This window comes from Cronobacter sakazakii (assembly GCF_000982825.1).
Taxonomy (GTDB): Bacteria; Pseudomonadota; Gammaproteobacteria; order Enterobacterales; family Enterobacteriaceae; genus Cronobacter; species Cronobacter sakazakii.
Genome location: NZ_CP011047.1, coordinates 2,040,306 through 2,066,564 on the forward strand (window position 1 = coordinate 2,040,306; position 26,259 = coordinate 2,066,564).

17 protein-coding genes are annotated in these 26,259 nt (G+C 59.2%); 13 read left to right on the forward strand and 4 right to left on the reverse strand.

Annotated features, from left to right (window positions below):
• Window positions 1-15 precede the first annotated feature (15 nt).
• The 7 genes from hscA (at window position 16) to CSK29544_RS09645 (ending at window position 9,356) form a co-directional block, all read left to right on the forward strand.
• Window positions 16-1,866, forward strand: a complete 1,851-nt coding sequence (hscA, locus tag CSK29544_RS09615; RefSeq protein ID WP_007897255.1) for a Fe-S protein assembly chaperone HscA — start codon at window positions 16-18, stop codon at window positions 1,864-1,866.
• Window positions 1,867-1,868: 2 nt separating this feature from the next.
• The gene (gene fdx, locus CSK29544_RS09620; RefSeq protein WP_004385928.1) at window positions 1,869-2,204 is read left to right on the forward strand and encodes an ISC system 2Fe-2S type ferredoxin; all 336 of its coding nucleotides are present in this window, start codon (window positions 1,869-1,871) and stop codon (window positions 2,202-2,204) included.
• A 1-nt stretch (window position 2,205) separates the two neighbouring features.
• Window positions 2,206-2,406, forward strand: coding sequence for a Fe-S cluster assembly protein IscX (gene iscX, locus CSK29544_RS09625; protein ID WP_007664159.1), 201 nt, complete (start codon window positions 2,206-2,208; stop codon window positions 2,404-2,406).
• 63 nt (window positions 2,407-2,469) lie between these two features.
• Window positions 2,470-3,756 carry an aminopeptidase PepB gene (gene pepB, locus CSK29544_RS09630; RefSeq protein WP_007897257.1) on the forward strand — a complete coding sequence of 429 codons (1,287 nt, stop codon included), beginning with the start codon at window positions 2,470-2,472 and terminating at the stop codon, window positions 3,754-3,756.
• 245 nt (window positions 3,757-4,001) lie between these two features.
• Window positions 4,002-4,799, forward strand: a complete 798-nt coding sequence (gene sseB / locus CSK29544_RS09635; RefSeq protein WP_012124041.1) for an enhanced serine sensitivity protein SseB — start codon at window positions 4,002-4,004, stop codon at window positions 4,797-4,799.
• A 209-nt stretch (window positions 4,800-5,008) separates the two neighbouring features.
• Window positions 5,009-7,117, forward strand: a complete 2,109-nt coding sequence (locus CSK29544_RS09640; RefSeq protein ID WP_007897259.1) for a M48 family metallopeptidase — start codon at window positions 5,009-5,011, stop codon at window positions 7,115-7,117.
• Between the two features lie 112 nt (window positions 7,118-7,229).
• Window positions 7,230-9,356, forward strand: a complete 2,127-nt coding sequence (locus CSK29544_RS09645) for a M48 family metallopeptidase (protein ID WP_007897260.1) — start codon at window positions 7,230-7,232, stop codon at window positions 9,354-9,356.
• Between the two features lie 29 nt (window positions 9,357-9,385).
• Here CSK29544_RS09645 and CSK29544_RS09650 read toward each other — a convergent pair whose 3' ends face one another.
• From CSK29544_RS09650 to CSK29544_RS09665, 4 genes are all read right to left on the reverse strand, one after another.
• Window positions 9,386-10,159 carry a MurR/RpiR family transcriptional regulator gene (locus CSK29544_RS09650; RefSeq protein ID WP_029039325.1) on the reverse strand — a complete coding sequence of 258 codons (774 nt, stop codon included), beginning with the start codon at window positions 10,157-10,159 and terminating at the stop codon, window positions 9,386-9,388.
• Window positions 10,159-11,007, reverse strand: a complete 849-nt coding sequence (sseA, locus tag CSK29544_RS09655; protein ID WP_007870012.1) for a 3-mercaptopyruvate sulfurtransferase — start codon at window positions 11,005-11,007, stop codon at window positions 10,159-10,161. Before sseA ends, CSK29544_RS09650 begins: the two co-directional genes overlap by 1 nt.
• A 92-nt stretch (window positions 11,008-11,099) precedes the next feature.
• Window positions 11,100-12,464, reverse strand: coding sequence for a 6-phospho-alpha-glucosidase (locus CSK29544_RS09660; protein WP_007897263.1), 1,365 nt, complete (start codon window positions 12,462-12,464; stop codon window positions 11,100-11,102).
• A 12-nt stretch (window positions 12,465-12,476) separates the two neighbouring features.
• Complete coding sequence (locus tag CSK29544_RS09665) at window positions 12,477-14,021, reverse strand: PTS transporter subunit EIIC (RefSeq protein ID WP_029039324.1); 1,545 nt, start codon at window positions 14,019-14,021, stop codon at window positions 12,477-12,479.
• A gap of 323 nt (window positions 14,022-14,344) precedes the next feature.
• Here CSK29544_RS09665 and CSK29544_RS09670 point away from each other — a divergent pair, with 323 nt between their 5' ends.
• From CSK29544_RS09670 to ispG, 6 genes are all read left to right on the forward strand, one after another.
• The gene (locus tag CSK29544_RS09670; RefSeq protein ID WP_007897271.1) at window positions 14,345-19,294 is read left to right on the forward strand and encodes an alpha-2-macroglobulin family protein; all 4,950 of its coding nucleotides are present in this window, start codon (window positions 14,345-14,347) and stop codon (window positions 19,292-19,294) included.
• A gap of 10 nt (window positions 19,295-19,304) precedes the next feature.
• Window positions 19,305-21,638, forward strand: coding sequence for a peptidoglycan glycosyltransferase PbpC (gene pbpC, locus CSK29544_RS09675; RefSeq protein ID WP_007897273.1), 2,334 nt, complete (start codon window positions 19,305-19,307; stop codon window positions 21,636-21,638).
• Between the two features lie 167 nt (window positions 21,639-21,805).
• A complete protein-coding gene (gene ndk / locus CSK29544_RS09680) occupies window positions 21,806-22,237 on the forward strand; it encodes a nucleoside-diphosphate kinase (RefSeq protein ID WP_004386973.1) in 432 nt (143 codons plus the stop codon).
• Window positions 22,238-22,417: 180 nt separating this feature from the next.
• Window positions 22,418-23,584, forward strand: coding sequence for a dual-specificity RNA methyltransferase RlmN (gene rlmN, locus CSK29544_RS09685; RefSeq protein ID WP_004386974.1), 1,167 nt, complete (start codon window positions 22,418-22,420; stop codon window positions 23,582-23,584).
• A 418-nt stretch (window positions 23,585-24,002) separates the two neighbouring features.
• On the forward strand, window positions 24,003-25,019 hold the full coding sequence (gene rodZ / locus CSK29544_RS09690) for a cytoskeleton protein RodZ (protein ID WP_029039322.1): 1,017 nt from the start codon (window positions 24,003-24,005) through the stop codon (window positions 25,017-25,019).
• 26 nt (window positions 25,020-25,045) lie between these two features.
• The gene (gene ispG, locus CSK29544_RS09695; RefSeq protein ID WP_004386976.1) at window positions 25,046-26,164 is read left to right on the forward strand and encodes a flavodoxin-dependent (E)-4-hydroxy-3-methylbut-2-enyl-diphosphate synthase; all 1,119 of its coding nucleotides are present in this window, start codon (window positions 25,046-25,048) and stop codon (window positions 26,162-26,164) included.
• The last annotated feature ends 95 nt before the right edge of the window (window positions 26,165-26,259 follow it).

Here is a 26,259-nt window from a genome sequence, read left to right on the forward strand (position 1 = left end):
TTCTGGAAGCTCAACATGGCCTTATTACAAATCAGTGAGCCCGGCATGAGTAGCGCGCCGCACCAGCGCAGACTGGCGGCGGGCATCGATCTTGGCACTACGCATTCGCTGGTCGCGACGGTTCGCAGCGGCCAGCCGGAAACGCTGGCAGACCATCAGGGGCGTCACCTGCTGCCGTCCGTGGTGCACTATCAGGCACAGGGCTACAACGTCGGGTACGATGCCCGTGCCCAGGCGGCGGACGATCCGGTAAACACCATCAGCTCCGTGAAGCGCCTGATGGGCCGCTCCCTTGCCGACATTCAGGCGCGCTACCCGCATCTGCCGTATCAGCTGCGCGCGAGCGAAAACGGTCTGCCGATGATTGATACGCCGGCAGGGCTGTTGAACCCGGTACGCGTCTCCGCCGATATTCTTAAAGCCCTCGCCGAACGCGCGCGCGAAGCGCTGGCAGGCGATCTCGACGGCGTGGTCATCACCGTTCCGGCCTATTTTGACGATGCGCAGCGCCAGGGCACCAAAGACGCCGCGCGCCTTGCCGGGCTGCATGTGTTGCGCCTGCTGAATGAGCCGACCGCGGCGGCGATCGCCTACGGCCTTGATTCCGGTCAGGAAGGCGTTATCGCCGTCTACGATTTAGGCGGCGGCACGTTTGATATCTCCGTGCTGCGCTTAAGCCGCGGCGTGTTTGAAGTGCTGGCGACGGGCGGCGATTCCGCGCTCGGCGGCGACGACTTCGACCATCTGCTGGCGGATTATATTCGCGAGCAGGCGGGTATCGCCGATCGCAGCGACAACCGCATTCAGCGTCAGCTGCTCGATGCCGCCACAGCGGCGAAAATCGCGCTCAGCGACGCCGATGTCGCGCAGGTGAATGTGGCTGGCTGGCAGGGCAGCATCACCCGCGAGCAGTTCAATGAACTTATCGCGCCGCTGGTCAAGCGCACGCTGCTCTCGTGCCGTCGCGCGCTGAAAGACGCGGGCGTGGAAGCAAGCGACGTGCTGGAAGTGGTGATGGTCGGCGGTTCAACCCGCGTGCCGCTGGTGCGCGAGCGCGTCGGCGAGTTTTTTGGCCGCACGCCGCTCACCTCCATCGACCCCGATCGCGTGGTCGCCATTGGCGCGGCTATCCAGGCCGATATTCTGGTGGGCAACAAGCCGGACAGCGAAATGCTGCTGCTGGACGTTATCCCGCTGTCGCTCGGTCTTGAAACCATGGGCGGCCTGGTGGAGAAAGTCATTCCGCGCAATACCACGATCCCGGTGGCGCGCGCGCAGGAGTTCACCACCTTTAAAGATGGTCAGACTGCGATGGCGATTCACGTCATGCAGGGCGAGCGTGAACTGGTGCAGGATTGCCGATCGCTCGCGCGCTTTACGCTGCGCGGCATCCCGGCGATGCCGGCAGGCGGCGCGCATATCCGCGTCACCTTCCAGGTGGATGCCGATGGCCTGCTGAGCGTGACGGCGATGGAGAAATCCACCGGCGTTGAAGCGTCTATTCAGGTGAAACCGTCCTACGGGCTGACCGACGGCGAAATCGCCAGCATGATTCAGGACTCCATGAGCTTTGCCGAGCAGGACGTGCAGGCACGCATGCTTGCCGAGCAAAAGGTGGAAGCCGCGCGGGTGCTGGAAAGCCTCGACGGCGCGCTGAAAAGCGACGGTGCGCTGCTTAGCGCGGCCGAGCGCGCCGCCATTGATGACGCGATGGCGCAACTGCGCGCCGCCGCGGAAGGCAATGACGCCAGCGCCATTGAAGACGCTATAAAAAATACAGATAAACAGACCCAGGAGTTTGCCGCTCGCCGCATGGATGAATCCATCCGTCAGGCGCTGAAAGGCCACTCCGTTGACGAGGTTTAATAATGCCTAAGATTGTTTTTTTGCCTCATCAGGATCTTTGCCCTGATGGCGCAGTACTGGAAGCGCAAAGCGGTGAAACCATTCTTGACGTTGCGCTGCGCAACGGCATTGAAATTGAACACGCCTGTGAGAAATCGTGCGCCTGCACCACCTGCCACTGCATCGTGCGTGAAGGTTTCGATTCGCTGCCGGAAAGCACCGAAGATGAAGACGACATGCTGGATAAAGCGTGGGGGCTGGAGCCGGAAAGCCGTCTGAGCTGCCAGGCGCGCGTCACGGACGAAGATCTGGTGGTGGAGATGCCGCGTTACACCATCAACCACGCCAGGGAGCATTAATATGGGACTGAAATGGACCGACAGCCGCGAAATCGGCGAGGCGCTGTATGACAGCCGCCCGGACGTGGACCCGAAAACCGTGCGCTTTACCGATATGCACCAGTGGATCTGCGACCTCGAGGATTTCGATGACGATCCACAGGCCTCTAACGAAAAGGTTTTAGAGGCTATACTGCTGGTCTGGTTAGACGAAGCAGAATAACGCAACGGGCTGCCAGAAGGCGGCCCGTTTTCGTTGCGCATCAGGCGAGATAAGGAAAATAAAATGACCGAAGCCATGAAGATTACCCTTTCCCACGAGCCTGCCGACGCTCGCTGGGGTGAAAAAGCACTGTACAGTTTTACGCAGGACGGTATCGCGCTGCACCTGACGGGCAAAGACGATTTGCATCTCATCCAGCGCGCCGGGCGTAAAATCGACGGCCAGGGGCTCAAACACGTTGAGCTTGCCGGCGATGGCTGGGATGTTGAAAAAAGCTGGGCGTTCTGGATGGGCTATCGCGGCCCGAAAGGCAAACGCACCGTCACCTGGGCGCCGCTTGACGACGTGCAGCAGGAAGAGTTGAACAGCCGCCTGAAAGTCATCGACTGGGTGCGCGATGTCATTAACGCCCCGGCGGAAGAGATGGGCCCGGAGCATCTGGCGCAGCGCGCCGTGGATCTGCTGGCGGATGTCGGCGGCGAGCGCGTGAGCTACCGCATCACCAAAGGCGAAGATCTGCGCGAGCAGAACTACATGGGCCTGCATACCGTAGGCCGCGGCTCTGAACGCCCGCCGGTGCTGCTGGCGCTCGATTTTAACCCGACGGGCGATGCGAACGCGCCGGTCTATGCCTGCCTCGTCGGCAAAGGCATTACGTTTGACTCCGGCGGTTACAGCATCAAGCAGACTGCGTTTATGGATTCGATGAAATCCGATATGGGCGGCGCGGCGCTGGTGACCGGCTCGCTGGCGTTCGCCATTACGCGCGGTCTGAACAAGCGCGTGAAGCTTATCCTCTGCTGCGCGGATAACATGATTAGCGGCAACGCCTTCCGTCTGGGCGATATCATTCGCTACCGCAACGGCAAAACCGTGGAAGTGATGAACACCGACGCGGAAGGGCGTCTGGTGCTGGCGGACGGGCTGATTGACGCCAGCGCCCAGAAGCCGGCGCTGATTATCGACGCCGCGACGCTGACCGGCGCGGCCAAGACCGCGCTTGGCAACGATTACCATGCGCTGTTCAGCTTTGACGACGCGCTGGCGAACCGTCTGCTGCAAAGCGCGCAGGCGGAAAACGAAGCCTTCTGGCGTCTGCCGCTGGCGGAGTTCCACCGTAACCAGTTGCCGTCGAACTTCGCCGAGCTGAACAACACGGCGGGCGGCGCGTATCCGGCGGGGGCCAGTACGGCCGCCGGTTTCCTGTCGCACTTTGTGGAAAATTATCAGCAGGGCTGGCTGCATATCGACTGTTCCGCCACTTACCGTAAAGCGGCGGTGGAGCAGTGGGCGGCGGGCGCGACCGGCATCGGCGTGCGCACGCTGGCGAATCTGCTGACCGCCGAGTAACGGCGGGGCGTGTTAGGGGCGTGGCGGGTGCGCTTCGCTTACCCGCCCTGGAAACAAAGTTTTATTCCTGTAGGGTGGGTAAGCGAAGCGCACCCACCAACGCGATAATAATGTGAAGCGATGATTGCGCTGCTTTCATCTGCCTTACATCCCTATTAGCGCGATGCCCAGGTTCCCCCTCTCCGGCAGGCGAGGGCCGGGGCGAGAGGCTTTTCTCTCGCCCATTACTGACAAATACAAACGCTATGTCCGAAACGAAAAACGAAAACAACGCAGAAAAAAACGAACTCGAAACCCTGCTGGAAAAGGCCGCGGCGGAGCCTGCGTTCCGTCCGGCGTTTTTCCGCACGCTGCTGGAATCCACCGTCTGGGTGCCAGGCGAAGCGGCGGATGGCGAAGCGGTGGTCGCTGAAAGCGCGGTGGATCTTCAGCACTGGGAAAAGGACGACGGCACGTCGGTGATCCCTTTCTTTAGTTCTCCTGCGGCGCTGGAACAGGCAGTCGAAGGTGAGCAGGCGTTCGTGGCGATGCCGGTGCGCACACTCTTTGAAATGACGCTTGGCGAAACGCTGTTCCTTAACGCCAAACTGCCGACCGGCAAAGAGTTTACCCCCAATGAGATTCGCCACCTGATAAGCCCGGAAGGCTCCGCGCTCAGCCAGCAGGAGGTGCTGGAAGGCGGCGCGTCGCTGCTGCTTTCCGAAGTCGCTGAACCGCCTGCGCAAATGATCGAATCATTGACCGTGCTGTTCAAAGAGATGAAAACGGTAAAACGCGCGTATCTGTGCCTTTTAAAAGAACATGCCGACGAGCCCGCGAACTATCTGATCGGCATTGAGGCGGACGGCGACATCGAGCCGGTGATTAACGCCGCCGGTAGCGTGGCGACCGACACCCTGCCGGGCGACGAGCCGGTGGATATCTGCCAGGTGGTGGAAGGCGAGAAGGGCATCAGCCACTTTATGATGGCGCACCTGACCCCGTTCTACGAGCGCCGCTGGGGCAGCTTCCTTCGCGATTTCAAACAAAACCGCATTATCTGACATACCCTTCACGCGGCACTCAATGCCGCGTTTTTCTTTCTCGTTAACACCTTGTTTTTAGTAGCAAGCCAAATTCTGGTAGGCCCGCCTGCGGGCTCGCTTTGTTAAGCTTTCGGCCTTCTGCGCCCCTCATTACGTTTATCCACGCTTTCGCTGCCTGAATTCATGGGCGGGCGCCGTTTCTGTTTTCATCGCACAAGGGCCATACCATGCATAAAAAGAGCGTCGTTTACCTCTTTTTAATTCCACTGATCCTGTTTTGCTATGCCACCTGGCAACACTGGCGTGTCAGCCATGTGCTGGAGCGCGCGCAGTATGAAACGCAAATCGTTGAAACCGCGAGCAAGTCGCCGCGCGCGACGCTGACGTATCGTCACGATGGCCAGGAGACGGAAATGCCCGCCATCGACGCGCAGGAGCGGGCGCAGGCATACCTTGCGGAGAATCGTGACTGGATTGATGCGGCGGATGTCGAGCTGTTTCTGGCGCGCGGGGGGATGCTCTTTGCCTTTATCAGCCTGATGATTAACGCCGCGACCGTAGCGCTTTGCCGCTTTTGCGTGGCGCAGGGCCAGCGTTCGCAGGGCGCGTTACTGCGCGCCTTCTGGCTGTGCCGACTCCTGCTGCCTTTTATTATGGCCGCGCAGCTGGTGGTCGGCGCGGTTTATCAGTTCAGTATTATTTTTTACGAAGTCGTCTGGGCTGCGGTTACTTTTAAGCCGAACATCAACGCTTTTACGATAGGCCTTTACCTTCTGATGATGGCAGGCGTCGTGTTCTGGGTGTTCTGGCACATATTGAAAGTCATGGTGAAATGCTTCGCGCTTTTCCGCCCAATGGCGAAGCCGATAATGGGACACCGACTCAGTCGTCACGACGCGCCTGCGCTCTGGCAGGCAGTAGAAGCACTGGCCAGCGGCCCTGGCGCTGTGGTGCCGGATAATATCGTCGTGGGGCTGACGGACAATTTCTACGTCACCGCAAACCCGCTTCTGCTTGATAATGGCGAAACGGTTACCGGACAGACGCTCTATTTTCCGCTTACCTGGGCGGCGTTGCTAAGCCCGGAGGAGATGACAGCGGTCATCGGCCATGAACTGGGCCACTTCTCGGGTAAAGATACTGAATTCAGCCAGCGGTTTTTGCCAGTTTATGACGGCTTTAGCCGCAGCCTTGACGTGCTCGATCCTGATGACGGGAAAAAACCGTACGTGGGACGGGTTGAGTTACGCACGGCACTGTACAGCGCGCACTACTTTCTTGAGCAGTTCCACAGGCTGGTCATGATGTGGCGCCAGCGACGCGAACATGCTGCTGACGAGGCGGGCGCGCAGGCCAGCTCGCCAGAGGCGCTTGCGTCGGCGCTGTTGCGTATTGTGGCGCTAGGCGGCCCGGTGAATGCGTATCTGGAGGCCGTTTATCAGGCGCAGGTGCAAACCGATAATGTGGCGGCAACGCTGCTGACGCATCTCAGCGGACATCCCGTGCCGGACCCGCGCGAGTATCTGGAAAACGAAATATCGCACCCTTATGACTCCCACCCGTCGTGCCGTGCGCGCATTGAAGCGCTGGGCTGCTCGGTCGAGCTGGCGGCGATTCAGGCTTCACGTCCGGTAAGCCTGCAGAATTACGGACATTTGCACGCATTGTTCACCAACACCGATGAGCTGGCGCGTTCGCTGACCGCCACACTGACTGGCCGGGTTGCTGAGCAACGCAATGCCTGGCGCGACGAATTACAAACCGTGGTGCAGGCCGTCTCTGGCGAGAAGGTCATTTATTCCCGCCGCCGTATTTCGCGCGGCGGCGTGCTGACCATCGTGACGTTTGTGTCGATGCTTGTGGCGTTTCATGCCGATCGCGAGTGGCAGTTTCCGCCCGGTAAGCGGGAATGGGCGGGGCTTATCATTACGCTGATATTTGCGTATTTCATCTGGCTTGGCGCCAGGAGCGTGCTGCGTTTCTGGCGCGAAAGCAAAGCGCCATTGCTGGTGTTAACCCCACAACATTTGATTTTCCGTGAATTAAAAGAACCTGTGCCATTTTCAGCGCTGACCAGTTATCTGTTCATGGCAGCAAAAAAGGAAATGATGATAGGCCTTGAATATAAAGAGGGCTATCAGCCACCTGCATTGGCTGGCGCGCGCTTTCGGCCTTACCGCTACGTGAATAAAAAAGAGCGTCTGATGCTGCTGGATGCAGATGGCAAATTGTATGACGCCGACAACAACCCGGTTTCACAGGAGGCGCTGATGGAGATGATCGAAATGTATTTCCATGCCCCTGATGTAAAGGCGCAGCTCGATACGATGCAGTAACCCATCGGCCCCGTCAGAGGGCTGTGGGAGGAGGCGTCTGTTATCAGACAGACGCGTTTAACCGCGGGGCGTGTCCCCGCCGTCTATGGATTAACAAGGAAACGACGTAACGATGAACAGGAAGCATCTCGCTTATCTTTTTCTGGTGCCGCTGCTGGTGGCCTGCTATGCCGTCTGGCAGCACTGGCGCGTCAGCGACATTCTGGAGAGCGTCGACAGCTCAAACAGCCTGATTCAGACGGCGAGCGACGCGCTGAAACAGGATCCGAAAGCAATCATTGAATTCACCAGCGACGGGAAAAACTATCGCGTTCCCGCGACAGAAGTGATTGAGAGCGAACGGAGCGTTCAGAACGAATACGCGGGCCAAATCATGCTGGCGCGCACCCAGAGCGGGCTGGCCTCTTTCGCCGTCGGGCTGGCGCTGCTGTGCATGGTGCTGAACGCCGGAGCGATCGCGCTGTGTCGGCGCAGCGTGACCATCGCAAAGCAGTCGCAGGATGCGCTGGTACAGGCGTTTGATAAGTGCCGCAAACTGCTGCCGTGGCTGATGGTGTCGCAGATTGTCTGCTGCGGCCTGGCGCTGTTCGCGGTCGTCGGGTATGAGACGCTCTGGTTCGCCACCCATTACAAAATGAACGCCGGCGGCATCAAAGTGATGCTGTTCGCGCTGGTGATCCTGTTCGGTATTCTCTGGGTACTTTACAAAAGCCTCGGCAGCATCCGCCGCTGCTTCGCGCTGTTCCAGCCGGAGCCAAATGAAGTGGTGGGCTATAACCTGACCCGCGAACAGGCACCCGCGCTCTGGAGCATGGTGGAAGCGCTGTCGCAGAAAACCGGTGCGATGATGCCGGATAACATCGTGGTCGGTATGCTGGAAGGCTTTTACGTCACCGCCAACAGCGTGCAACTGGAAGACGGCCCGCTGTTAACCGGTCAGACGCTCTATTTTCCGCTCACCTGGGCGGCGCTACTTGATAAAGACGAAACCTGCGCGGTTATTGGTCACGAACTGGGCCACTTCGCAGGTCAGGATACACAGTACAGCCTGCGGTTTGCGCCGCTGTACGCGGGCATTACCAATAGCATCAATACCATGGCGCAAAACCAGCAGAGCGCGCCGTTTATCGATCACGTGGTGCTTTACCCGTCGCTCTATATGGGCGTCTATTTTATCGAGCAACTGCATGAAACGGTGAGCCACTGGAGCCGCATCCGCGAACACGCCGCCGATGAGATGGGCGCGCGCGCCAGCTCCCCGCAGGCGCTGGCATCGTCGCTGCTGCGTATTTCTGCCGTCAGTGAGCCGCTGAACAACACGCTCGACGATTTCTTTAACGGCAAACCGGGCTTTGAGGATCTGGTGGCCGCGCTGGTCACTCGCTTGCGCGAAGAAGGCTTTGGCGATATCCAGGCTTATCTGGAGCACAAAGCCGCACACCCGACCGACAGCCATCCGCCGTCACGCGCGCGTATCGAAGCGCTCGGCTGCGCCATCGACGACACGTTGATTCAGCACGCCACCCGCGCGGTGCCGCAGGACCCGTGGGAAAACCTGCGCCTGTGGTTCGCACAGCCAGAAGCGCTCTCCGGCAAAATGACTGGCGAGCTCGCCGGGAAAGCCGCCGAGCATCGCGAAGAGTTTCGCCGCGAGCTGGAAGAGGTGGTGCAGCAGTCTGGCGAGACCGTCACGCTCTACTCCGGCAAAAAAGTCTTTTTCGTCGGCGGGATTCTGGCGGTGGTGCTGTTTGTCGCGACGGTCGCCATGCTGAAAATCGTGGATCCGTTTAATATTCAGGGCATTGCCGACGGTAAAATCGTCGCCATCGCGATTGGCACGGGGTTGCTGAGCTTACTGACCTGTTACGTGCTCTGGCAGCAGTGGCAGAAGCGCGAGATCCCGTTCCTGACGATGACGCCCGATTCGCTGCACTGCCGTCAGTTCACCGCGGGAATTCCGCTGAGCGCCATTGAAGATTTCTCGGTGCAGACCGCCAACGATACCACCACCGTGACGCTGATTTACCGCGAAGGGTTTGAGCCGCCGCGCGCCGTCGGCGGCCGCTGGAAAAACTTCACCCGCGTGAAGCGCGGTAAACGTAAGCTGGCGTTCGTATTTATCGGCGGGCTTCGCGAAGGAGAGAGCCGTAAGGCGTACTCCGCCGACATGCTGGTGGAGTTGCTGGTGCGTAACCTTAACGCTATCCACGCGCGCGACGCGCTGTCGCGTTTCTCGTAAGGAAGCGGCGCGGCCTGCTGGCCGCGCCGTTACGCCTGCGCCTGCAACAGCAGCAGGTCGATAAGCATCACCAGATTGGATTCAAACGAGGTGATCCCCGCCGCTTCAGCGGCGAAATGGATTGCCTCGTCATAGAGTGGAAAATGCAGCCCGGACAGCGCCGCCAGCGGATTTGGCGACGCGCGGGTAAATGCCACCACCTCCATGCCGACATTACGGGCGATGCGCGCTTTGTCGAGCACCTGTTCCGTTTCGCCGCTGCGCGAGACGGCAACAAACACTTCATACCGCGCCGCGTTGCTGAGAAAAATATTACGGCTGTCACCAGGGCCGGAGATAAAGGCCGTCTTGCCGAGCACCTGTAACTTTTTGGTCAGATATTCCGCGAAGAGATACGAAAACCCCGCGCCGTAGAGAAAAAAACGCTCTTTTTCCCGCAGCAGTTCGCTGAACGAGGCGATCTTTTCGGGCGTTACCCAGCGAAAGGTCTGCTGATAATTTTCGACAAAGCGGTTAAACAGGGCGGGCAGAACGTCGGGCGCGGCGTCGGGTTCAATGGCGAGATGGGGCGTTTCAGTGAGCAGTTGCTTACAGTGCCAGATAAGTTCGCTGTAACCGCTGAAGCCAAGCTTATGGCACAGCCGCATAATCGTGGCGGTGGAGACAAACGTCTCCTGCGCCAGTTCGCGTACCGTGATATTCCCCACCCGCAGCGGATGCGCCGTCAGGTGGGAAAGCACGCGGTACTCGGCGCGGGTCAGCGACTCGCCGCGCATCAGCAGCGGCGTCAGGCGGTTATCCATTATGACGCCGGTTCGATGGGCAGATCGTCGCGCGCGCCCCATTCACTCCAGGAGCCGTCATAGAGCTTCACATCGCTGGCCTCAAGAGTGGCGAGGGCGAGCATCACGACGGCCGCCGTCACGCCGGAGCCGCAGCTGGCGATAATCGGGCGATGCAGATCCACGCCCTGGTCCGCGAATATCTCGCGCAGTTCGTCGGTGGTTTTCAACTGGCCTTTAACGACCAGATCCGTCCACGGTACGTTCAGCGCGCCGGGAATATGGCCGCGCCGCAGGCCCGGTCGTGGTTCATCGGCTTCGGCGTTAAAGCGCGCCGCCGGGCGGGCATCAACGAGCTGTGCGGTTTTCTCGTGGCTTGCCAGTAAGACATCGGTCAGGCGTTTGACCAGCCCGTCGTCAAATTTGGCTTCAAAGTCGCCTTCGGGCGCGTCGACCATACCTTCTTCCAGCGGAAAACCGTCGCGCTGCCATTCGGCAAGGCCGCCCGCCAGAATTGACACATTCTGTACGCCGAAGGCGCGCAGCATCCACCAGGCGCGCGGCGCTGAGAAAAGGTTGCCTTCGTCATAGACAATGAGATGTTTGTCGTGGCTGACGCCCAGTTCACGCATCGCGACCGCGAACGCTTCCGGGCGCGGCATCATATGGGGCAGGGGGGTAGAGTGATCGGACAGCGCTTCGATATCGAAAAAGCGCGCGCCGGGAAGATGGCCCGCGCGATACTCTTGCGCCATATTGCGCAGGTGCTCCTGGCCCGCAGGGGCCATACGGGCGTCGAGGATCTGAATTTCCGGGTCGTCGATATGCTCTGCAAGCCAGTGGCTCGCGACAAAAAAGGATGTGGACATGGCGTTCTCCGTGTCATCGCTGAGAAACGGATTGTCAGCGCTTTTTCACCTCACCACAAGCCATCATTATTGATGTCGCGAGCAGGCTCCGGTTATGACGCCGCTTCTCCGTTCACCCAGGCTTTTTGCAGCGCCGGCCAGTAGTCGCGGTTCGCCTCAATCATGTCATCAAGGATCGCTTTAGCGTGCTGCATCGTGGGGACAGTACGGTTAAGTGTAAATGCCTGCAGCGCTTTTTCGTAACTGCCTTCGAGCGTCGCCTCGACCAGCAGTTGCTCGGAGGCGAGCTGCTGCATCAGCAGTGTCTGGTGGAAGAGCGGCACCTCGCCCATACGCACCGGCTCCGGCCCGGCGGCGGTGATATACGCCGGCACTTCCACCATCGCGTCGTAAGGCAGATTGGCGATAGCGCCTTTGTTTTCGACAATCACCAGATGCCGCTGGCGTAAATCGAACGCCAGCGAGCAGGCGACATCAACAATAAACGCGCCGTGAACGCCTACGTGGAACGCATCCGGCAGAGTGCCGGTGCGCTTGTACTCTTCCGCCGCCGCGAACAGTTTTTTCTCGCGCCCGTCCATCACTTCATTGGCGCGGGTGTAATCCGGGTTCTGATGCGCAACGATGTCGTTTGGCATCAGGTAATACTGTAAATACGGGTTCGGCAGATAATCCGGGAAGTGATCCATGATCGGCTTAATATTGCGCCAGGTTTTCACCCATGACGGATCGGAGTGCTGCGGATCGGTCTGCGCCGCGTCTTCGGTCAGCAGGCCGAATTTCGCGATATGACGGCGCAGCGCGGGCAGTTGATCTTCACCATCCACCAGCACGCGGGTGAACCAGCCGAAGTGGTTCAGGCCAAAGTAATCCACTTCAAGCTTATGCCGGTCGACCCCGAGAATCGCGCCCATGTTGCGCATCGCCGCCACCGGCATATCGCAGATATTGAGCACGCGGGCAGTGGGGCGCAGGCGTCGCACGCCTTCCGCCACAATCGCCGCCGGGTTGGAGTAATTCACAATCCAGGCTTTTTCATCGGCGTAACGCTCGACCATATCGATAAGTTCGACCATCGGCAGAATAGTGCGAAGGCCGTAAGCGAGGCCGCCCGGCCCGCAGGTTTCCTGGCCCACCACGCCGTGACGCAGCGGGATTTTTTCATCCTGCTCGCGCATTTTGTACTGGCCGACGCGCATCTGGGCGAACACAAAATGCGCGCCGCTGAACGCCACTTCCGGGTCGCGGGTGGTAGTGAATTTAATGGTCTGGCTGTGATCGCGGATCACTTTCTCCACCACCGGCGCGATCGTCTCCTGACGCGCGCTGTCGATGTCATAGAGACGAATTTCGGCGAGCGGAAAATCGCTTAAGCGCACCATCAGGCTTTTTACAATACCTGGCGTATAGGTGCTGCCGCCACCGGCGATAGCAAGAATAAAGGGAGGTTTCAACATCATCAGCTCCTGTCAGAGAAACATTTCAACGGCTTCACGCATTTTTTTTACATGCAGCCCGTAGACCACCTGAACGTTATTGCCTTGTTTAATCACCGCTTTTGCTCCGGTTGATTTCAGGCGCGGCTCATCAATAGTGGCCACGTCGCGCACCGTGACGCGCAGACGGGTGTAGCAGTTATCAACCACTTCGATGTTGGCCCGACCGCCGAGGCCTTCGATAATCGCCTCGCCCAGACCGTCGTTTGTGCCTTTCGCCTGATATTCCTGCTTGCTGTAGAGGCGCGTCTCCTGGTCGTCATCCTCGCGCCCCGGCGTTTTCATGTTGAAGCGCAGGATCAGGAAGCGGAACACAGTGAAATAGAGAACCGCCATAATCAGCCCCACCAGCAGATACATCGGCCAGTTCGATTTCGTGGTGCCAAGCGGCAGGTTATAGAGAATGAAATCGATAATGCCGTTAGCGCCGATGGCGTGAACGTCCAGCAGATAAAACAGCATCATGCCGATGCCGGTCAGCACCGCGTGCACCACAAACAGCAGCGGGGCGATAAACAGGAATGAAAATTCGATAGGCTCGGTGACGCCTACCAGAAGCGACGTCAGCGCCGCCGGGATCAGAATCGCTTTGGCGGCGGCCCTGCGCTCTGGTTTGGCCGTCATATACATCGCCAGCGCCGCCGCGGGCAGGCCGAACATTTTGCTGATGCCGCGCGCATCCCAGACTACGGTCGGGCTTAACTGCGTGACGGAAGGGCAGGCCATCTCGGCAAAATAGATATTGCGCGCGCCCTGGTAGACCGTACCGCAGACGTCCTGAGTGCCGCCGAGTTCGGTATAGAGAAACGGCGTATAGACAAGGTGATGCAGGCCTGTCGGCACCAGAATGCGCTCCAGGAAGCCATACACCGCCACGCCAAACGGGCCTGCGCCTTTAATCGCCAGCGCCATCGCGCTGATGCCGTGCTGGGCGAAGGGCCAGATCTCACTCATCACTACGCCTAATACCATCGAGACCGGCAGCATAATGATGGCGACAAAGCAGTGGCCGGAGTAAATCGCCATCGCGCCTGAGAACTGCACGCCGGAGTAGCGGTTATAGAGCCAGCCGGAGAGCGCGCCGGTCAGAATGCCCGCGAACACGCCCATCTCCAGCACCTGCACGCCAAGCACCATGCTTTGCCCGGCCGCGCGCATCTGATCGGCAGGCGCCAGTTCGCCCTGCAACTGTAAAGTCACATTCATGGCGTTAATAAAAACAATAAACGTCACCAGCCCTGTCAGCGCCGCGTAGCCTTTGTCGCGCGCCGCAAGACCAATGGGAATGCCGACGGCGAAGACCAGCGCCAGGTTCGCCAGCACCGAGACCGCCGATTTGGCGATAAGCTGGCCGGTGTGCTGCAATGCCGGATGGCCGAGAAACGGCAGATAACCCGCCAGGCTGCCGTTGCCGAGCACGTTACCGAAGGCGATAAACAGGCCGACAATCGGCAGGATTAATACCGGTCCGTAAAGGGACTTGCCAAAGTTTTGTAGGGCGTTTACGGCGTATCTCATTTAGCTCTCTCTTTTTTATCGTCTGGCTAAACCACCTGATGTGCAGAGGCACCGCTCAAAGGTAGCAACCCGCTGCCTTTAAAATCCAGTTATCTGATTGTTTTAAAAACAAATAACTCCAAAGGTAACATGTAACGTTATGCACTGTGATCGCGGTAACATCCGGGGGCAGGTGAGGAGAAAGCCAGTGTTTTGCAGGTCGTTGCAAGGAATTTGCAAAGCATCTTCCGCTATTCATTTTTGGTGGTTTTTTTTTGTCACAGCTTTTAAGCATAATAGCCGCCGTTACCGGCAACCGACGGCCACTACGGCCAGGGAAAACTATGAAACAACTGCGTCTGGCTGTCATCGCGACAGCGTTACTGGCGTCTTTCACTCTCGGCGGGTGCGACGACAAGGAGAGTGCTTCCGCCGATTCCACCGCGCCTGCGGCCCAGAGTAGCGCTCCGGCGCCCCAGGCAAAGCCCCAGGCGGCTGACCTGCAAAAACTGGCGCAGCAAAGCGCCGGAAAACCACTCAAATTACTGGACGCCTCCGAGGTTCAGCTTGATGGCGCCAGTACGATGGTGCTTACCTTCTCGGTGCCGCTCGATCCCAACCAGGATTTCGGCCGCGTGGTACATCTTGTTGATAAGAAAGACGGCAAGGTGGACGGCGCGTGGGAGCTTGCACCGAATTTAAAAGAGCTGCGCCTGCGCCATCTGGAGCCGAACCGCGAACTGGTGCTGAGCGTCGATCGCGAACTGCTGGCGCTTAATAAAGCCACTTTCGGCATGGCGTATGAGAAAACCCTGACCACGCGCGATATCGCGCCGAGCGTCGGGTTCGCGAGCCGTGGATCGCTTTTGCCGACCAAAGTCGTGCAGGGGCTGCCGGTGATGGCGCTCAATATCTCAAGCGTCGACGTTAACTTCTATCGCGTGAAGCCGGAATCGCTGGCGGCGATGGTGAGCCAGTGGGAGTACCGTAATTCACTCAGTAACTGGGAATCAGACCAGCTGCTGAAAATGGCGGATTTGGTTTATACCGGGCGTTTTGATCTCAACCCGGCCCGCAATACGCGCGAAAAACTGCTGCTGCCGTTAAGCGACATCAAGCCGTTGCAACAGCCGGGCGTCTATCTGGCGGTAATGAACCAGGCGGGGCACTACAACTACAGCAACGCCGCGACGCTCTTTACGCTGAGCGACGTTGGTCTTTCGCTGCACCGCTACCACGACCGCATGGATATCTTCACCCAGAGCCTGGAGAACGGCGCGGCGCAAAGCGGCGTCGAAGTCCGTCTGCTGAATGACAAAGGGCAGACGCTGGCGCAATCGACCAGTGACAGCACCGGTCACGTGCGTCTGGAAAATCCGAAAGAGGCGGCGCTGGTGCTGGCCCGTATGGGCGAGCAGACCACGATGCTCGATCTCAACCTCCCGGCGCTGGATCTCGCCGAGTTTGATATCGATGGCGATCGCGGCTACAGCAAACAGTTCTTTATGTTTGGCCCGCGCGATCTTTACCGCCCGGGTGAAACGGTGATCGTTAATGGCCTGCTGCGCGACAGCGACGGCAAGCCGCTGACGGCGCAGCCGGTGAAATTCGAAGTGGTGCGCCCGGACGGCCAGGTGGCGCGCACGCAGGTGGTGGAGCCGAATAACGGGCTTTATCAACTGACCTGGAAACTGGATGCTCAGGCCGCCACCGGCCAGTGGGTGATCCGCGCCAATACCGGCGACAACCAGAACCGTAACTGGCTCTTCCATGTGGAAGACTTTATGCCGGAGCGGATGGCGCTCAATCTCAACGTGCAGAAAACGCCTCTGGCACCTGCTGATACCGTCAATTTTGGTATCGAAGGTCACTATCTCTACGGCGCGCCTGCCGCGGGCAACAGCCTGCAGGGGCAGCTCTATCTGCGTCCGCTGCGTGACGCGGTGGCGCAACTGCCGGGCTTCCAGTTCGGCAATATCGCGGAAGAAAACCTCTCCCGCAGCCTGGATGAAGTGCAGCTTAATCTTGACGACGCGGGTGTCGCGCAGGTCGCTGCTGAAAGCCAGTGGCAGGATGTGCGCTCGCCGCTGCGTCTGATTTTGCAGGCAAGCCTGCTGGAATCCGGCGGTCGTCCGGTGACGCGCCGCGTTGAACAGGCCATCTGGCCTGCCGACGCGCTGGTGGGTATTCGCCCGCAGTTTGGTGAAAAAGCGGTTTACGACTACCGTACCGACGATACCGTCAGTCAGCCGATGGTCGATGAAAACGGCAATGCCGGTTTCGATATCGTCTATGCCAACGCGCAGGGTGAAAAAGTCGCGGTCAAAGGGCTCAAAGTGCGCCTGGTGCGCGAGCGCCGCGACTACTACTGGAACTGGTCAGATTCTGAAGGCTGGCTGTCGCAGTTCGATCAGAAAGATCTGGTGGAAGCCGAGCAGACTATCGATCTGGCGGCGGGTGAAACTGGCAAAGTCAGCTTCCCGGTGGAGTGGGGTTCCTATCGCCTGGAAGTCGTCTCGCCTGACGATCTCGTCAGCAGTGTGCGCTTCTGGGCGGGTTACAGCTGGCAGGATAACAACGACGGTGCCAGCGCGCCGCGCCCGGACCGTGTGACGCTGAAAATTGATAAGCCGTTCTATCAGCCAGGCGACACCATTAAGCTGCATATCGCCGCGCCAGCCGCAGGCAAAGGCTATGCGATGGTGGAATCCTCTGAAGGCCCGCTGTGGTGGCAGGAGATCGACGTGCCGGAGAAAGGCCTCGATCTGGACATTCCGGTGGATAAAGCCTGGAAGCGTCACGATCTCTACCTCAGCACGCTGGTGGTGCGCCCTGGCGATAAATCCCGCTCCGCGACGCAAAAACGCGCGGTCGGCCTGCTGCATCTGCCGATGGGCGATGAAAACCGTCGCCTGAATTTGTCGCTGGAAACCCCCGCGAAGATGCGCCCGGACAGCACGCTGTCGGTGAAAGTGAAAGCCAGCGTGAAAAACGGCGAACTGCCGAAGCAGATCAACGTGTTGGTTTCCGCCGTGGACAGCGGCGTGCTTAACATCACCGACTACGTCACGCCGGATCCGTGGCGCGGCTTCTTTGGTAAGAAACGCTATGGCGCGGATATCTATGATATCTACGGCCAGGTCATTGAAGGACAGGGCCGTCTGGCGGCGCTGCGCTTTGGTGGCGACGGCGATGAGCTGAACCGCGGCGGCAAACCGCCGGTCAACCATGTGACTATCATCGCTGAACAGGCGGTGCCGGTGCAGTTAAACGACCAGGGTGAAGGCACAATTACGCTGCCTGTCGGCGACTTTAACGGTGAACTGCGCGTGATGGCGCAGGCCTGGAGCGACGACCGCTTCGGCAGCGGCGAAAGCAAAGTGATTGTGGCAGCACCGGTGATTGCCGAGATGAGTACGCCGCGCTTCCTCGCGGGTGGTGATACCTCGCGCCTGGCGCTGGATGTCACGAACCTGACCGAACAGCCGCAGCAGCTTAACGTCACCTTTAGCGCCAGCGGGCTCGTGCGCCTTGATGCGCAGTCGAGCCAGCAGGTGAACCTGAAAGCGGGCGGGCGCACAACGCTGTACGTGCCGGTCGCCGCCAGCAACGGGTTTGGCGATGGCGCGGTACAGGCGCAGATCACCGGGCTTTCACTGCCGGGCGAACGTTTCGCGCCCATCAACCGCGAATGGAAAATCGGTGTGCGCCCGGCGTATCCGGCACAGACTATCAACAGCGGCGCGATGCTGCGCGCAGGTGAAATCTGGACTGTACCGGCCACGCATCTGCAGGGGCTTAACGCCTCCACGCTGGAAGGCCGATTGCTGTTAAGCGGTCGTCCGCCGCTGAACATCGCCCGCTACATTGAAGAGTTGCGCGCGTATCCGTACGGCTGCCTTGAGCAGACTACCAGCGGCTTGTTCCCGTCGCTCTACACCAATGCCGCCCAGCTCAAAGCGCTCGGCATCAAAGGCGACACCGATGAACAGCGCCGCGCGGCGGTGGATATCGGCATTGCCCGCCTGCTGGAGATGCAGCGTGAAGAGGGCGGTTTTGGGCTGTGGGATAAAGAAAGCCCGGAAGAGTACTGGGCGACGGCCTATGTGACCGATTTCCTGGTACGCGCGGGCGAACAGGGCTACAGCGTGCCGGCTGATGCTTTAAATAAAGCTAACGCGCGCCTGCTGCGTTATCTCCAGGATCCGGCCACCATCGCGCTGCGCTACAGCGAAAATAACGCGGCCTCGCGCTTTGCGGTGCAGGCCTATGCGGGCCTGGTGCTGGCTCGTCAGCAGAAAGCGCCGCTCGGCGCGCTGCGCGACCTCTGGGAGCATCGCGCGCAAGCGGGCAGCGGTCTGCCGCTGGTGCAGCTTGGTGTGGCACTGAAACTGATGGGTGATGCGCCGCGCAGTAAGGCCGCGCTGGATCTGGGCCTTAAAACCGAGCGGCCGCATAACGACGTCTGGATTGGCGACTACGGCAGCGATCTGCGTGACGATGCGCTCAAGCTGAGCCTGCTGCAGGAATATAACCTGCAGGCTGACACGCAAAGCACGCTGCTTAACGCGCTCTCCGATGAAGCGTATGGCAAGCGTTGGCTCTCGACTCAGGAAAGCAACGCGCTGTTCCTGGCGGGCCGCAATCTGGTAAACCAGCCGGGGAACTGGCAGGCGCAAACCACGCTGCAAGGCCAGTTCATGGGTGGCGACAAAGCGCAGAGCGTAGCGCTTAACGCCGATCAGCTTGGCGCATTGCAGGTGACTAACACGGCCCAGACCCCGCTCTGGCTGCGTCTTGACAGCCAGGGGTACCCGGACGTTGCGCCGCAGCCGTCAGGCAACGTGTTGCATATTGAGCGTCACTACCTCAACAGCAAAGGCGAGTCGATTTCGCTCTCAAATCTCAAGAGCGGCGAGCTGGTGCTGGTGTGGCTTGAAGTTTCAGCCAGCAAAACGGTGCCTGACGCGCTGGTGGTCGATCTTCTCCCGGCCGGGCTGGAGCTTGAAAACCAGAACCTGGCGAACGCCAGCGCCAGTCTGAGTAGCGCGGGTGAGGCGAGCGATCTCATTAACCGGATGCAGCAGATGGATATTCAGCATATGGAGTTTCGTGACGACCGCTTCGTCGCGGCGCTGCCGGTGAACGAAGGCGTTAACGCCACGCTGGTGTATATGGCGCGTGCCGTGACGCCGGGCACCTACAAAGTGCCCGCGCCGCAGGTGGAGTCGATGTATGTGCCGCAATGGCGTTCGACCGGTGCGACTATCCCTGCGCTGACCATCAACCCCTGACAGGTGAGCTGTGATTAAAAGCCTGTGTAAAAGGCGCCGCCGCTGGATAATTCTGGCGGCGGCGCCGCTTTTATTGTGCGCTGCGCTGTGGCTTGCCGATAAGTGCTGGCCGCTGCCGTTGTATGAAGTGCAGCCCGCGCGCGTGGTCGTGGCCCAGGACGGCACGCCGCTGTGGCGCTTCGCCGACAAAAACGGCATCTGGCGCTACCCGGTCACCATTAACGATGTCTCGCCGCGTTACCTTGAGGCGCTGCTGAACTATGAAGACCGCTGGTTCTGGCGTCATCCCGGCATTAACCCGCTCGCGATCGCGCGCGCGGCCTGGCAGGATCTGCGCTCCGGCTCGGTTGTCTCCGGTGGCAGTACGCTTACCATGCAGGTGGCGCGCCTGCTGGATCCGCATCCGCGTACCTTTGGTGGCAAGCTGCGTCAGGTATGGCGGGCGATGCAGCTTGAATGGCATCTCTCCAAAGCCGAGATCCTCACGCTCTATCTGAATCGCGCGCCGTTTGGCGGCACGCTGCAGGGAATCGGGGCAGCCAGTTGGGTATATCTCGGCAAACCGCCTTCGCAACTTGGCTATTCCGATGCCGCGCTGCTGGCGGTGCTTCCACAGGCACCAAGCAGGCTCCGGCCTGACCGCTGGCCTGACCGCGCGCAGGCGGCGCGCGACAAAGTATTGCGCCGCATGGCGACGCAGGGCGTCTGGAGTGAAAAACAGGTACGCGAGTCGCTGGAAGAACCGGTCTGGCTGGCTCCGCGCCAGATGCCGCAGCTGGCGCCGCTGCTCTCACGGCGGCTGGTGACGCAGCGTCGCGACACCAAAATCACCACTACGCTTGACGCCGCTTTACAGCGTCAGCTTGAAGATCTCGTGCTGAACTGGAAAGGCCGCCTCCCGGCGCGGACATCGCTGGCTATCCTGGTGGTCGATCACACCACCATGGAAGTGCGCGGCTGGGTCGGTTCGGCGGATATTAACGATGATGCCCGCTTTGGTCATGTCGATATGGTGACGGCGATTCGTTCACCCGGTTCGGTGTTAAAACCGTTTGTCTACGGGCTGGCGCTGGATGAGGGGCTTATTCATCCGGCGTCGCTGTTACAGGATGTGCCGCGTCGCTTCGGGGATTACCGGCCCGGCAATTTCGACAGCGGTTTTAACGGGCCGGTGAGCATGAGCGAGGCGCTGGTGCGGTCGTTGAACCTGCCCGCCGTTCAGGTGCTGGAAGCCTATGGGCCGAAGCGCTTTACGGCGAAGCTGCGTAATGTCGGGCTGGCGCTGCGTTTTCCGCCGACGGCGCAGCCAAGCCTCGCGGTGATCCTGGGCGGCGCGGGTGCAAGACTTGATGAGATTGTGGCGGCCTACAGCGCTTTCGCCCGTCACGGTCAGGCGGCGCGCTTGCGGGTGGTGAAGGGCGATCCGCTGGTAGAGCGTCCTCTGATGTCGCCGGGCGCGGCATGGATTATCCGCCGCATCCTTGCGAACGAGGCGCAGCCGCTGCCGGACGGCTCGCTGCCGCAGGTGGTGCCGCTCGCCTGGAAAACCGGCACCAGTTACGGTTATCGCGATGCCTGGGCTGTCGGCGTGACGTCGCGCTATCTGATTGGCGTCTGGACCGGCCGCCCGGATGCGACACCGGTCGCCGGACAGTTTGGTTTCGCAAGCGCCGTGCCGGTGCTGAATCAGGTCAATAACCTGTTACAGGCGGGGGCCGCCTCGGCGGTGCAGCAGGCGAGACAACCCGTCGATCCGCGCCCGGCTTCGGTGTCGGCAGGTACCATCTGCTGGCCGGGCGGGCAGCATTTACCGGCGGGAGACAGCAACTGTCGCCGCCGGTTATCGACGTGGCTTCTTGATAACAGCGAACCGCCAACGCTGCTTGCCGAAGGGCAGGAGGGGAGCCGGGGCATTCAGTTCCCGCTGTGGCTGAATGCGAAGGGCGAGCGGGTGGCAGCGGATTGCCCGCATGTTTCCGAAAGCCGTCTGTTGCTCTGGCCGCTGCCGCTTGAACCGTGGCTGCCGCCCGCCGAGCGGCGGGCCGCCCGCCTGCCGCCGGTTTCAGCGCAGTGTCCGCCAGTTCATCAGCAGGATCAGGTGCCGCTGCTGCTTACCGGCGTGCGCGAAGGGGCTGTGCTGAAACGACTGCCAGGGCAAGCCGCGTTGTCGCTGCCGCTGCGCAGTCAGGGCGGCGGCGGACGCCACTGGTGGTTTTTAAACGGCGAACCGCTCGATAAAGAAGGCGACAGCGTGACGCTGACCTTTGATAAAAGCGGGGATTATCAGGTTTTGCTGATGGATGAAGCCGGGCAGATTGCGGCTGCGCAGTTCCGGGTGAAATAAGGAAAGACGCCTGAAAAGCACGCTTATGGCATGAAGTGTTGCCGAAGCTCATATTATTTTAAAAAAATGTTATCCCCGAAGGTAGGCAAGGCTTTCGATGCTCATTATAATCGCCGCCAATTCTAAACTTGCCTGTCGGGCAAACAGAACAACTTACAGAGGTAATCATGGCAATCGAGCGTACTTTTTCCATCATCAAACCGAACGCAGTCGCTAAAAACGTTATCGGCAGCATTTTCGCGCGTTTTGAATCCGCAGGCTTCAAAATCATCGGTACCAAAATGCTGCACCTGACCGTTGAGCAGGCGCGCGGTTTCTATGCCGAGCACGAAGGCAAGCCGTTCTTTGACGGTCTGGTGGAATTCATGACCTCTGGCCCGATCGTAGTTTCCGTACTGGAAAGCGAAAACGCGGTACAGCGTCACCGTGACCTGCTGGGCGCGACCAACCCGGCAAACGCGCTGGCAGGTACTCTGCGCGCTGACTACGCAGACAGCTTCACCGAAAACGGCACCCACGGTTCCGATTCCGTTGAGTCTGCTAACCGCGAAATCGCCTACTTCTTCGGCGAAGGCGAAATCTGCCCGCGCACTCGCTAATAAGCGAAACGGCAAAGAGACATTTACATTTTATTTTCATGATGTCGCTTTAAGCCGTGGCGTCACTGCCATAGAATTTGTACAATGCTGCGCCCCGGATGAGCCTGCTCTGACCGGGGCGTTTCTTTTTTATCAACCCTCCAGAGGCCGTAACGTGTAACAACGAGGCCAGGATCGAATATGTCTGAACACATTGTCACGCCTGAGGATGCCTCAGCGGCGCCTGCTATTAAATCTGAAAAAATTAACCTCCTCGATCTGAACCGCCAGGCGATGCGCGAGTTCTTCAAAACGCTGGGTGAAAAGCCGTTTCGCGCCGATCAGGTGATGAAATGGATGTATCACTACTGCTGTGATGATTTCGATGAGATGACCGACATCAACAAAGTGCTGCGCGGTAAGCTCAAGGAAGTGGCGGAAATCCGGGCGCCGGAAGTGGTCGAAGAGCAGCGCTCTTCCGACGGCACCATTAAGTGGGCGATTGCGGTCGGCGATCAGCGCGTCGAGACGGTCTATATTCCTGAAGATGACCGCGCCACCCTGTGCGTTTCTTCCCAGGTGGGCTGTGCGCTTGAGTGCAAATTCTGTTCGACGGCGCAGCAGGGCTTTAACCGTAACCTGCGCGTGTCTGAAATTATCGGCCAGGTGTGGCGCGCGGCGAAAATCATTGGCGCGGCGAAAGTGACCGGCCAGCGTCCTATCACCAACGTGGTGATGATGGGCATGGGCGAGCCGCTGCTGAACCTGACCAACGTCGTTCCGGCGATGGAAATCATGCTCGATGATTTTGGCTTTGGGCTGTCTAAACGTCGCGTTACGCTCTCAACCTCCGGCGTTGTGCCGGCGCTGGATAAGCTTGGCGATATGATTGACGTTGCGCTGGCTATCTCCCTGCATGCGCCGAACGATGAAATTCGCGATGAAATTGTGCCTATCAACAAAAAGTACAACATCGAGACGTTCCTCGCTGCCGTGCGTCGTTATATCGGCAAATCCAACGCCAATCAGGGCCGCGTGACCATCGAATACGTCATGCTGGATCACGTGAACGACGGCACCGAGCATGCGCATCAACTGGCGGAACTGCTGAAAGATACGCCGTGCAAAATCAACCTGATTCCGTGGAACCCCTTCCCGGGCGCGCCGTATGGCCGCAGCTCTAACAGCCGTATCGATCGCTTCTCTAAAGTGCTGATGAGCTACGGTTTCACCACGATCGTGCGTAAAACGCGCGGTGACGATATCGACGCGGCCTGTGGACAGCTGGCAGGCGATGTTATCGATCGTACCAAACGCACTATGCGCAAGCGTATGCAGGGTGAGCCGATTGCCGTTAAGGCGGTCTGACAGCGAGCCAAAAGCCGGTAAGGTCACGCGAACAGGCTATCGCGTGACCACTTTCCGCACAGGCGCAGCGATTGCTGCGTAAAGAAGCGTGCAGGGTAAATAATTACGGTGCGTTTCTCTGTGCTTTGAGGCAGTATGTAGCGTCGCAACAACATGTTAGCTGGGGCTTTCTGGCTTATCTGGCGTTACTTAACAGACACCGGATAAAAAGCTGGCTATGGTTAACTAACGTTTCTGCTTATCGCCTGCGGCGTTATGCCGTCTGAGGCGTTAAAATACGGAAACGGGTAACGGATACGCGTTATGTGCGTGTTCGATGAGAATGATTTCGCGGTATGGGCAGACAGGGCAGCGAAACGTTGTCTTATTCCTGCCGGTGCCAGGTTCCTAATGAAAACAGTACCAGCAGTTGTAGCTAATGAATACTGAAGCCACTCACGAAGAAAATGCACCACACACCACGGGTGAGCGTCTGCGCCTGGCCCGTGAACAACTGGGACTCAGCCAACAGGTTGTGGCGGAACGTTTATGCCTGAAGGTATCGACGGTTCGCGACATCGAAGAGGACAAAGCGCCTGCCGATTTGGCTTCCACGTTCCTGCGCGGCTATATCCGTTCTTATGCGCGTCTGGTGCACGTTCCGGAAGAAGAACTGCTGCCGATGCTCGCCAAACAGGCGCCGGTGAGAACCGCTCAGGTTGCGCCGATGCAAACCTACGCGCTTGGCAAAAGCCGTAAAAAACGTGACGGCTGGCTGATGAGTTTCACCTGGCTTGTGCTTTTTGTGGTGGTCGGCCTGACAGGCGCGTGGTGGTGGCAAAACCACAAAGCGCAGCAGGAAGAAATCAGCACCATGGCGGATCAGTCCAGCGCTGAGCTGAGCCAGAACGCGGCCAACAGCCCGCAAGCCGTTCCTCTGAATACCGATAACACCGCTGACGCGTCGCAGGATCAGGCGACGCCGCCTGCCGATTTGCCGTCTGGCGATACGCAGAACACCGCGTCTAACAACCCGCAGCCGACGCCGATGCCGTCGCCAAATACGGCGAGCCAGCAGCCAGTGGTGGTGCCGCCGAGCCAGGCGAACACCGACACCGCGGCGCAGCAGAATACGACGCAGCCGGCACAAAGTCAGCTGCCGGTAGGCCAGGCCTCCACTGCGCCTGCGGCGGACGCCAACGCGCTGGTGATGAATTTCACCGCCGATTGCTGGCTTGAAGTGACTGACGCGACCGGTAAGAAATTATTCAGCGGTCTGCAACGTAAAGATACTAATCTGAATCTGTCCGGTCAGGCGCCGTACCGCCTTAAAATCGGCGCGCCGTCGGCAGTGCAGATTCAGTACCAGGGCAAACCGGTGGATTTGAGCCGTTTTATCAGAACTAACCAGGTTGCACGTCTGACCCTCAATGCCGAACAATCAGTAGCGCAGTAACAGACGGGCAATGAGGGAGATTTGTCATGCATAATGAAGCGCCCATTCAACGTAGAAAATCGAAACGGATATACGTCGGTAACGTCCCCATCGGCGATGGCGCTCCCATCGCCGTGCAGTCGATGACCAATACCCGCACGACGGATGTCGAGGCGACGGTAAATCAAATCAAAGCGCTGGAGCGCGTGGGCGCGGATATCGTTCGCGTCTCGGTGCCGACGATGGATGCCGCCGAGGCGTTTCGTCTCATCAAGCAGCAGGTCAGTGTGCCGCTGGTCGCGGATATTCACTTCGACTACCGCATCGCGCTTAAAGTGGCGGAATACGGTGTCGACTGCCTGCGCATCAACCCCGGCAATATCGGCAATGAAGAGCGCATTCGTACCGTCGTGGATTGCGCACGCGATAAAAACATTCCGATCCGCATCGGCGTGAACGCCGGATCGCTTGAAAAAGATCTTCAGGAAAAGTATGGCGAGCCGACGCCGCAGGCGCTGCTGGAATCCGCCATGCGCCATGTCGATCATCTCGACAGGCTGAACTTCGATCAGTTTAAAGTGAGCGTGAAAGCCTCTGACGTTTTCCTGGCGGTCGAGTCTTATCGCCTGCTGGCGAAACAGATCGATCAGCCGCTGCATCTTGGGATCACCGAGGCGGGCGGAGCCCGTGCTGGCGCGGTGAAATCCGCGATCGGTCTTGGGCTGCTGCTCTCTGAAGGGATCGGCGATACATTGCGTGTTTCGCTCGCGGCCGATCCAGTGGAAGAGATCAAAGTCGGTTTCGACATTCTGAAATCCCTGCGTATTCGCTCGCGCGGCATTAATTTTATCGCCTGTCCGACCTGTTCCCGCCAGGAGTTCGATGTTATCGGCACGGTGAACGCGCTGGAGCAGCGCCTGGAAGATATCATTACGCCGATGGACGTTTCTATCATCGGTTGCGTGGTGAATGGTCCGGGTGAAGCGCTGGTCTCCACACTTGGCGTCACCGGCGGCAACAAGAAAAGCGGCTTCTATGAAGAAGGCGTACGCAAAGACCGCCTCGATAACGACGACATGATTACGCAACTCGAAGCGCGCATTCGCGCCAAGGCCTCGATGCTCGACGAGAGCCGTCGTATCAGCGTGCAGCAGCTGGAAAAATAACGCAAACGTGGGAAGCGGCGTGCTTCCCGTGTATGATTGAACCCGCGAACCGCCCCAGCCACACCGGAGCGGTCTGTTTCGGGTTCATTTTTTGT

Coding starts and splice junctions, on each gene's coding strand:
- hscA (WP_007897255.1), top strand. CDS start 16: ATGGCCTTATTACAAATCAGTGAGCCCGGCATGAGTAGCGCGCCGCAC.
- fdx (WP_004385928.1), top strand. CDS start 1,869: ATGCCTAAGATTGTTTTTTTGCCTCATCAGGATCTTTGCCCTGATGGC.
- iscX (WP_007664159.1), top strand. CDS start 2,206: ATGGGACTGAAATGGACCGACAGCCGCGAAATCGGCGAGGCGCTGTAT.
- pepB (WP_007897257.1), top strand. CDS start 2,470: ATGACCGAAGCCATGAAGATTACCCTTTCCCACGAGCCTGCCGACGCT.
- sseB (WP_012124041.1), top strand. CDS start 4,002: ATGTCCGAAACGAAAAACGAAAACAACGCAGAAAAAAACGAACTCGAA.
- CSK29544_RS09640 (WP_007897259.1), top strand. CDS start 5,009: ATGCATAAAAAGAGCGTCGTTTACCTCTTTTTAATTCCACTGATCCTG.
- CSK29544_RS09645 (WP_007897260.1), top strand. CDS start 7,230: ATGAACAGGAAGCATCTCGCTTATCTTTTTCTGGTGCCGCTGCTGGTG.
- CSK29544_RS09650 (WP_029039325.1), bottom strand. CDS start 10,159: ATGGATAACCGCCTGACGCCGCTGCTGATGCGCGGCGAGTCGCTGACC.
- sseA (WP_007870012.1), bottom strand. CDS start 11,007: ATGTCCACATCCTTTTTTGTCGCGAGCCACTGGCTTGCAGAGCATATC.
- CSK29544_RS09660 (WP_007897263.1), bottom strand. CDS start 12,464: ATGTTGAAACCTCCCTTTATTCTTGCTATCGCCGGTGGCGGCAGCACC.
- CSK29544_RS09665 (WP_029039324.1), bottom strand. CDS start 14,021: ATGAGATACGCCGTAAACGCCCTACAAAACTTTGGCAAGTCCCTTTAC.
- CSK29544_RS09670 (WP_007897271.1), top strand. CDS start 14,345: ATGAAACAACTGCGTCTGGCTGTCATCGCGACAGCGTTACTGGCGTCT.
- ndk (WP_004386973.1), top strand. CDS start 21,806: ATGGCAATCGAGCGTACTTTTTCCATCATCAAACCGAACGCAGTCGCT.
- rlmN (WP_004386974.1), top strand. CDS start 22,418: ATGTCTGAACACATTGTCACGCCTGAGGATGCCTCAGCGGCGCCTGCT.
- rodZ (WP_029039322.1), top strand. CDS start 24,003: ATGAATACTGAAGCCACTCACGAAGAAAATGCACCACACACCACGGGT.
- ispG (WP_004386976.1), top strand. CDS start 25,046: ATGCATAATGAAGCGCCCATTCAACGTAGAAAATCGAAACGGATATAC.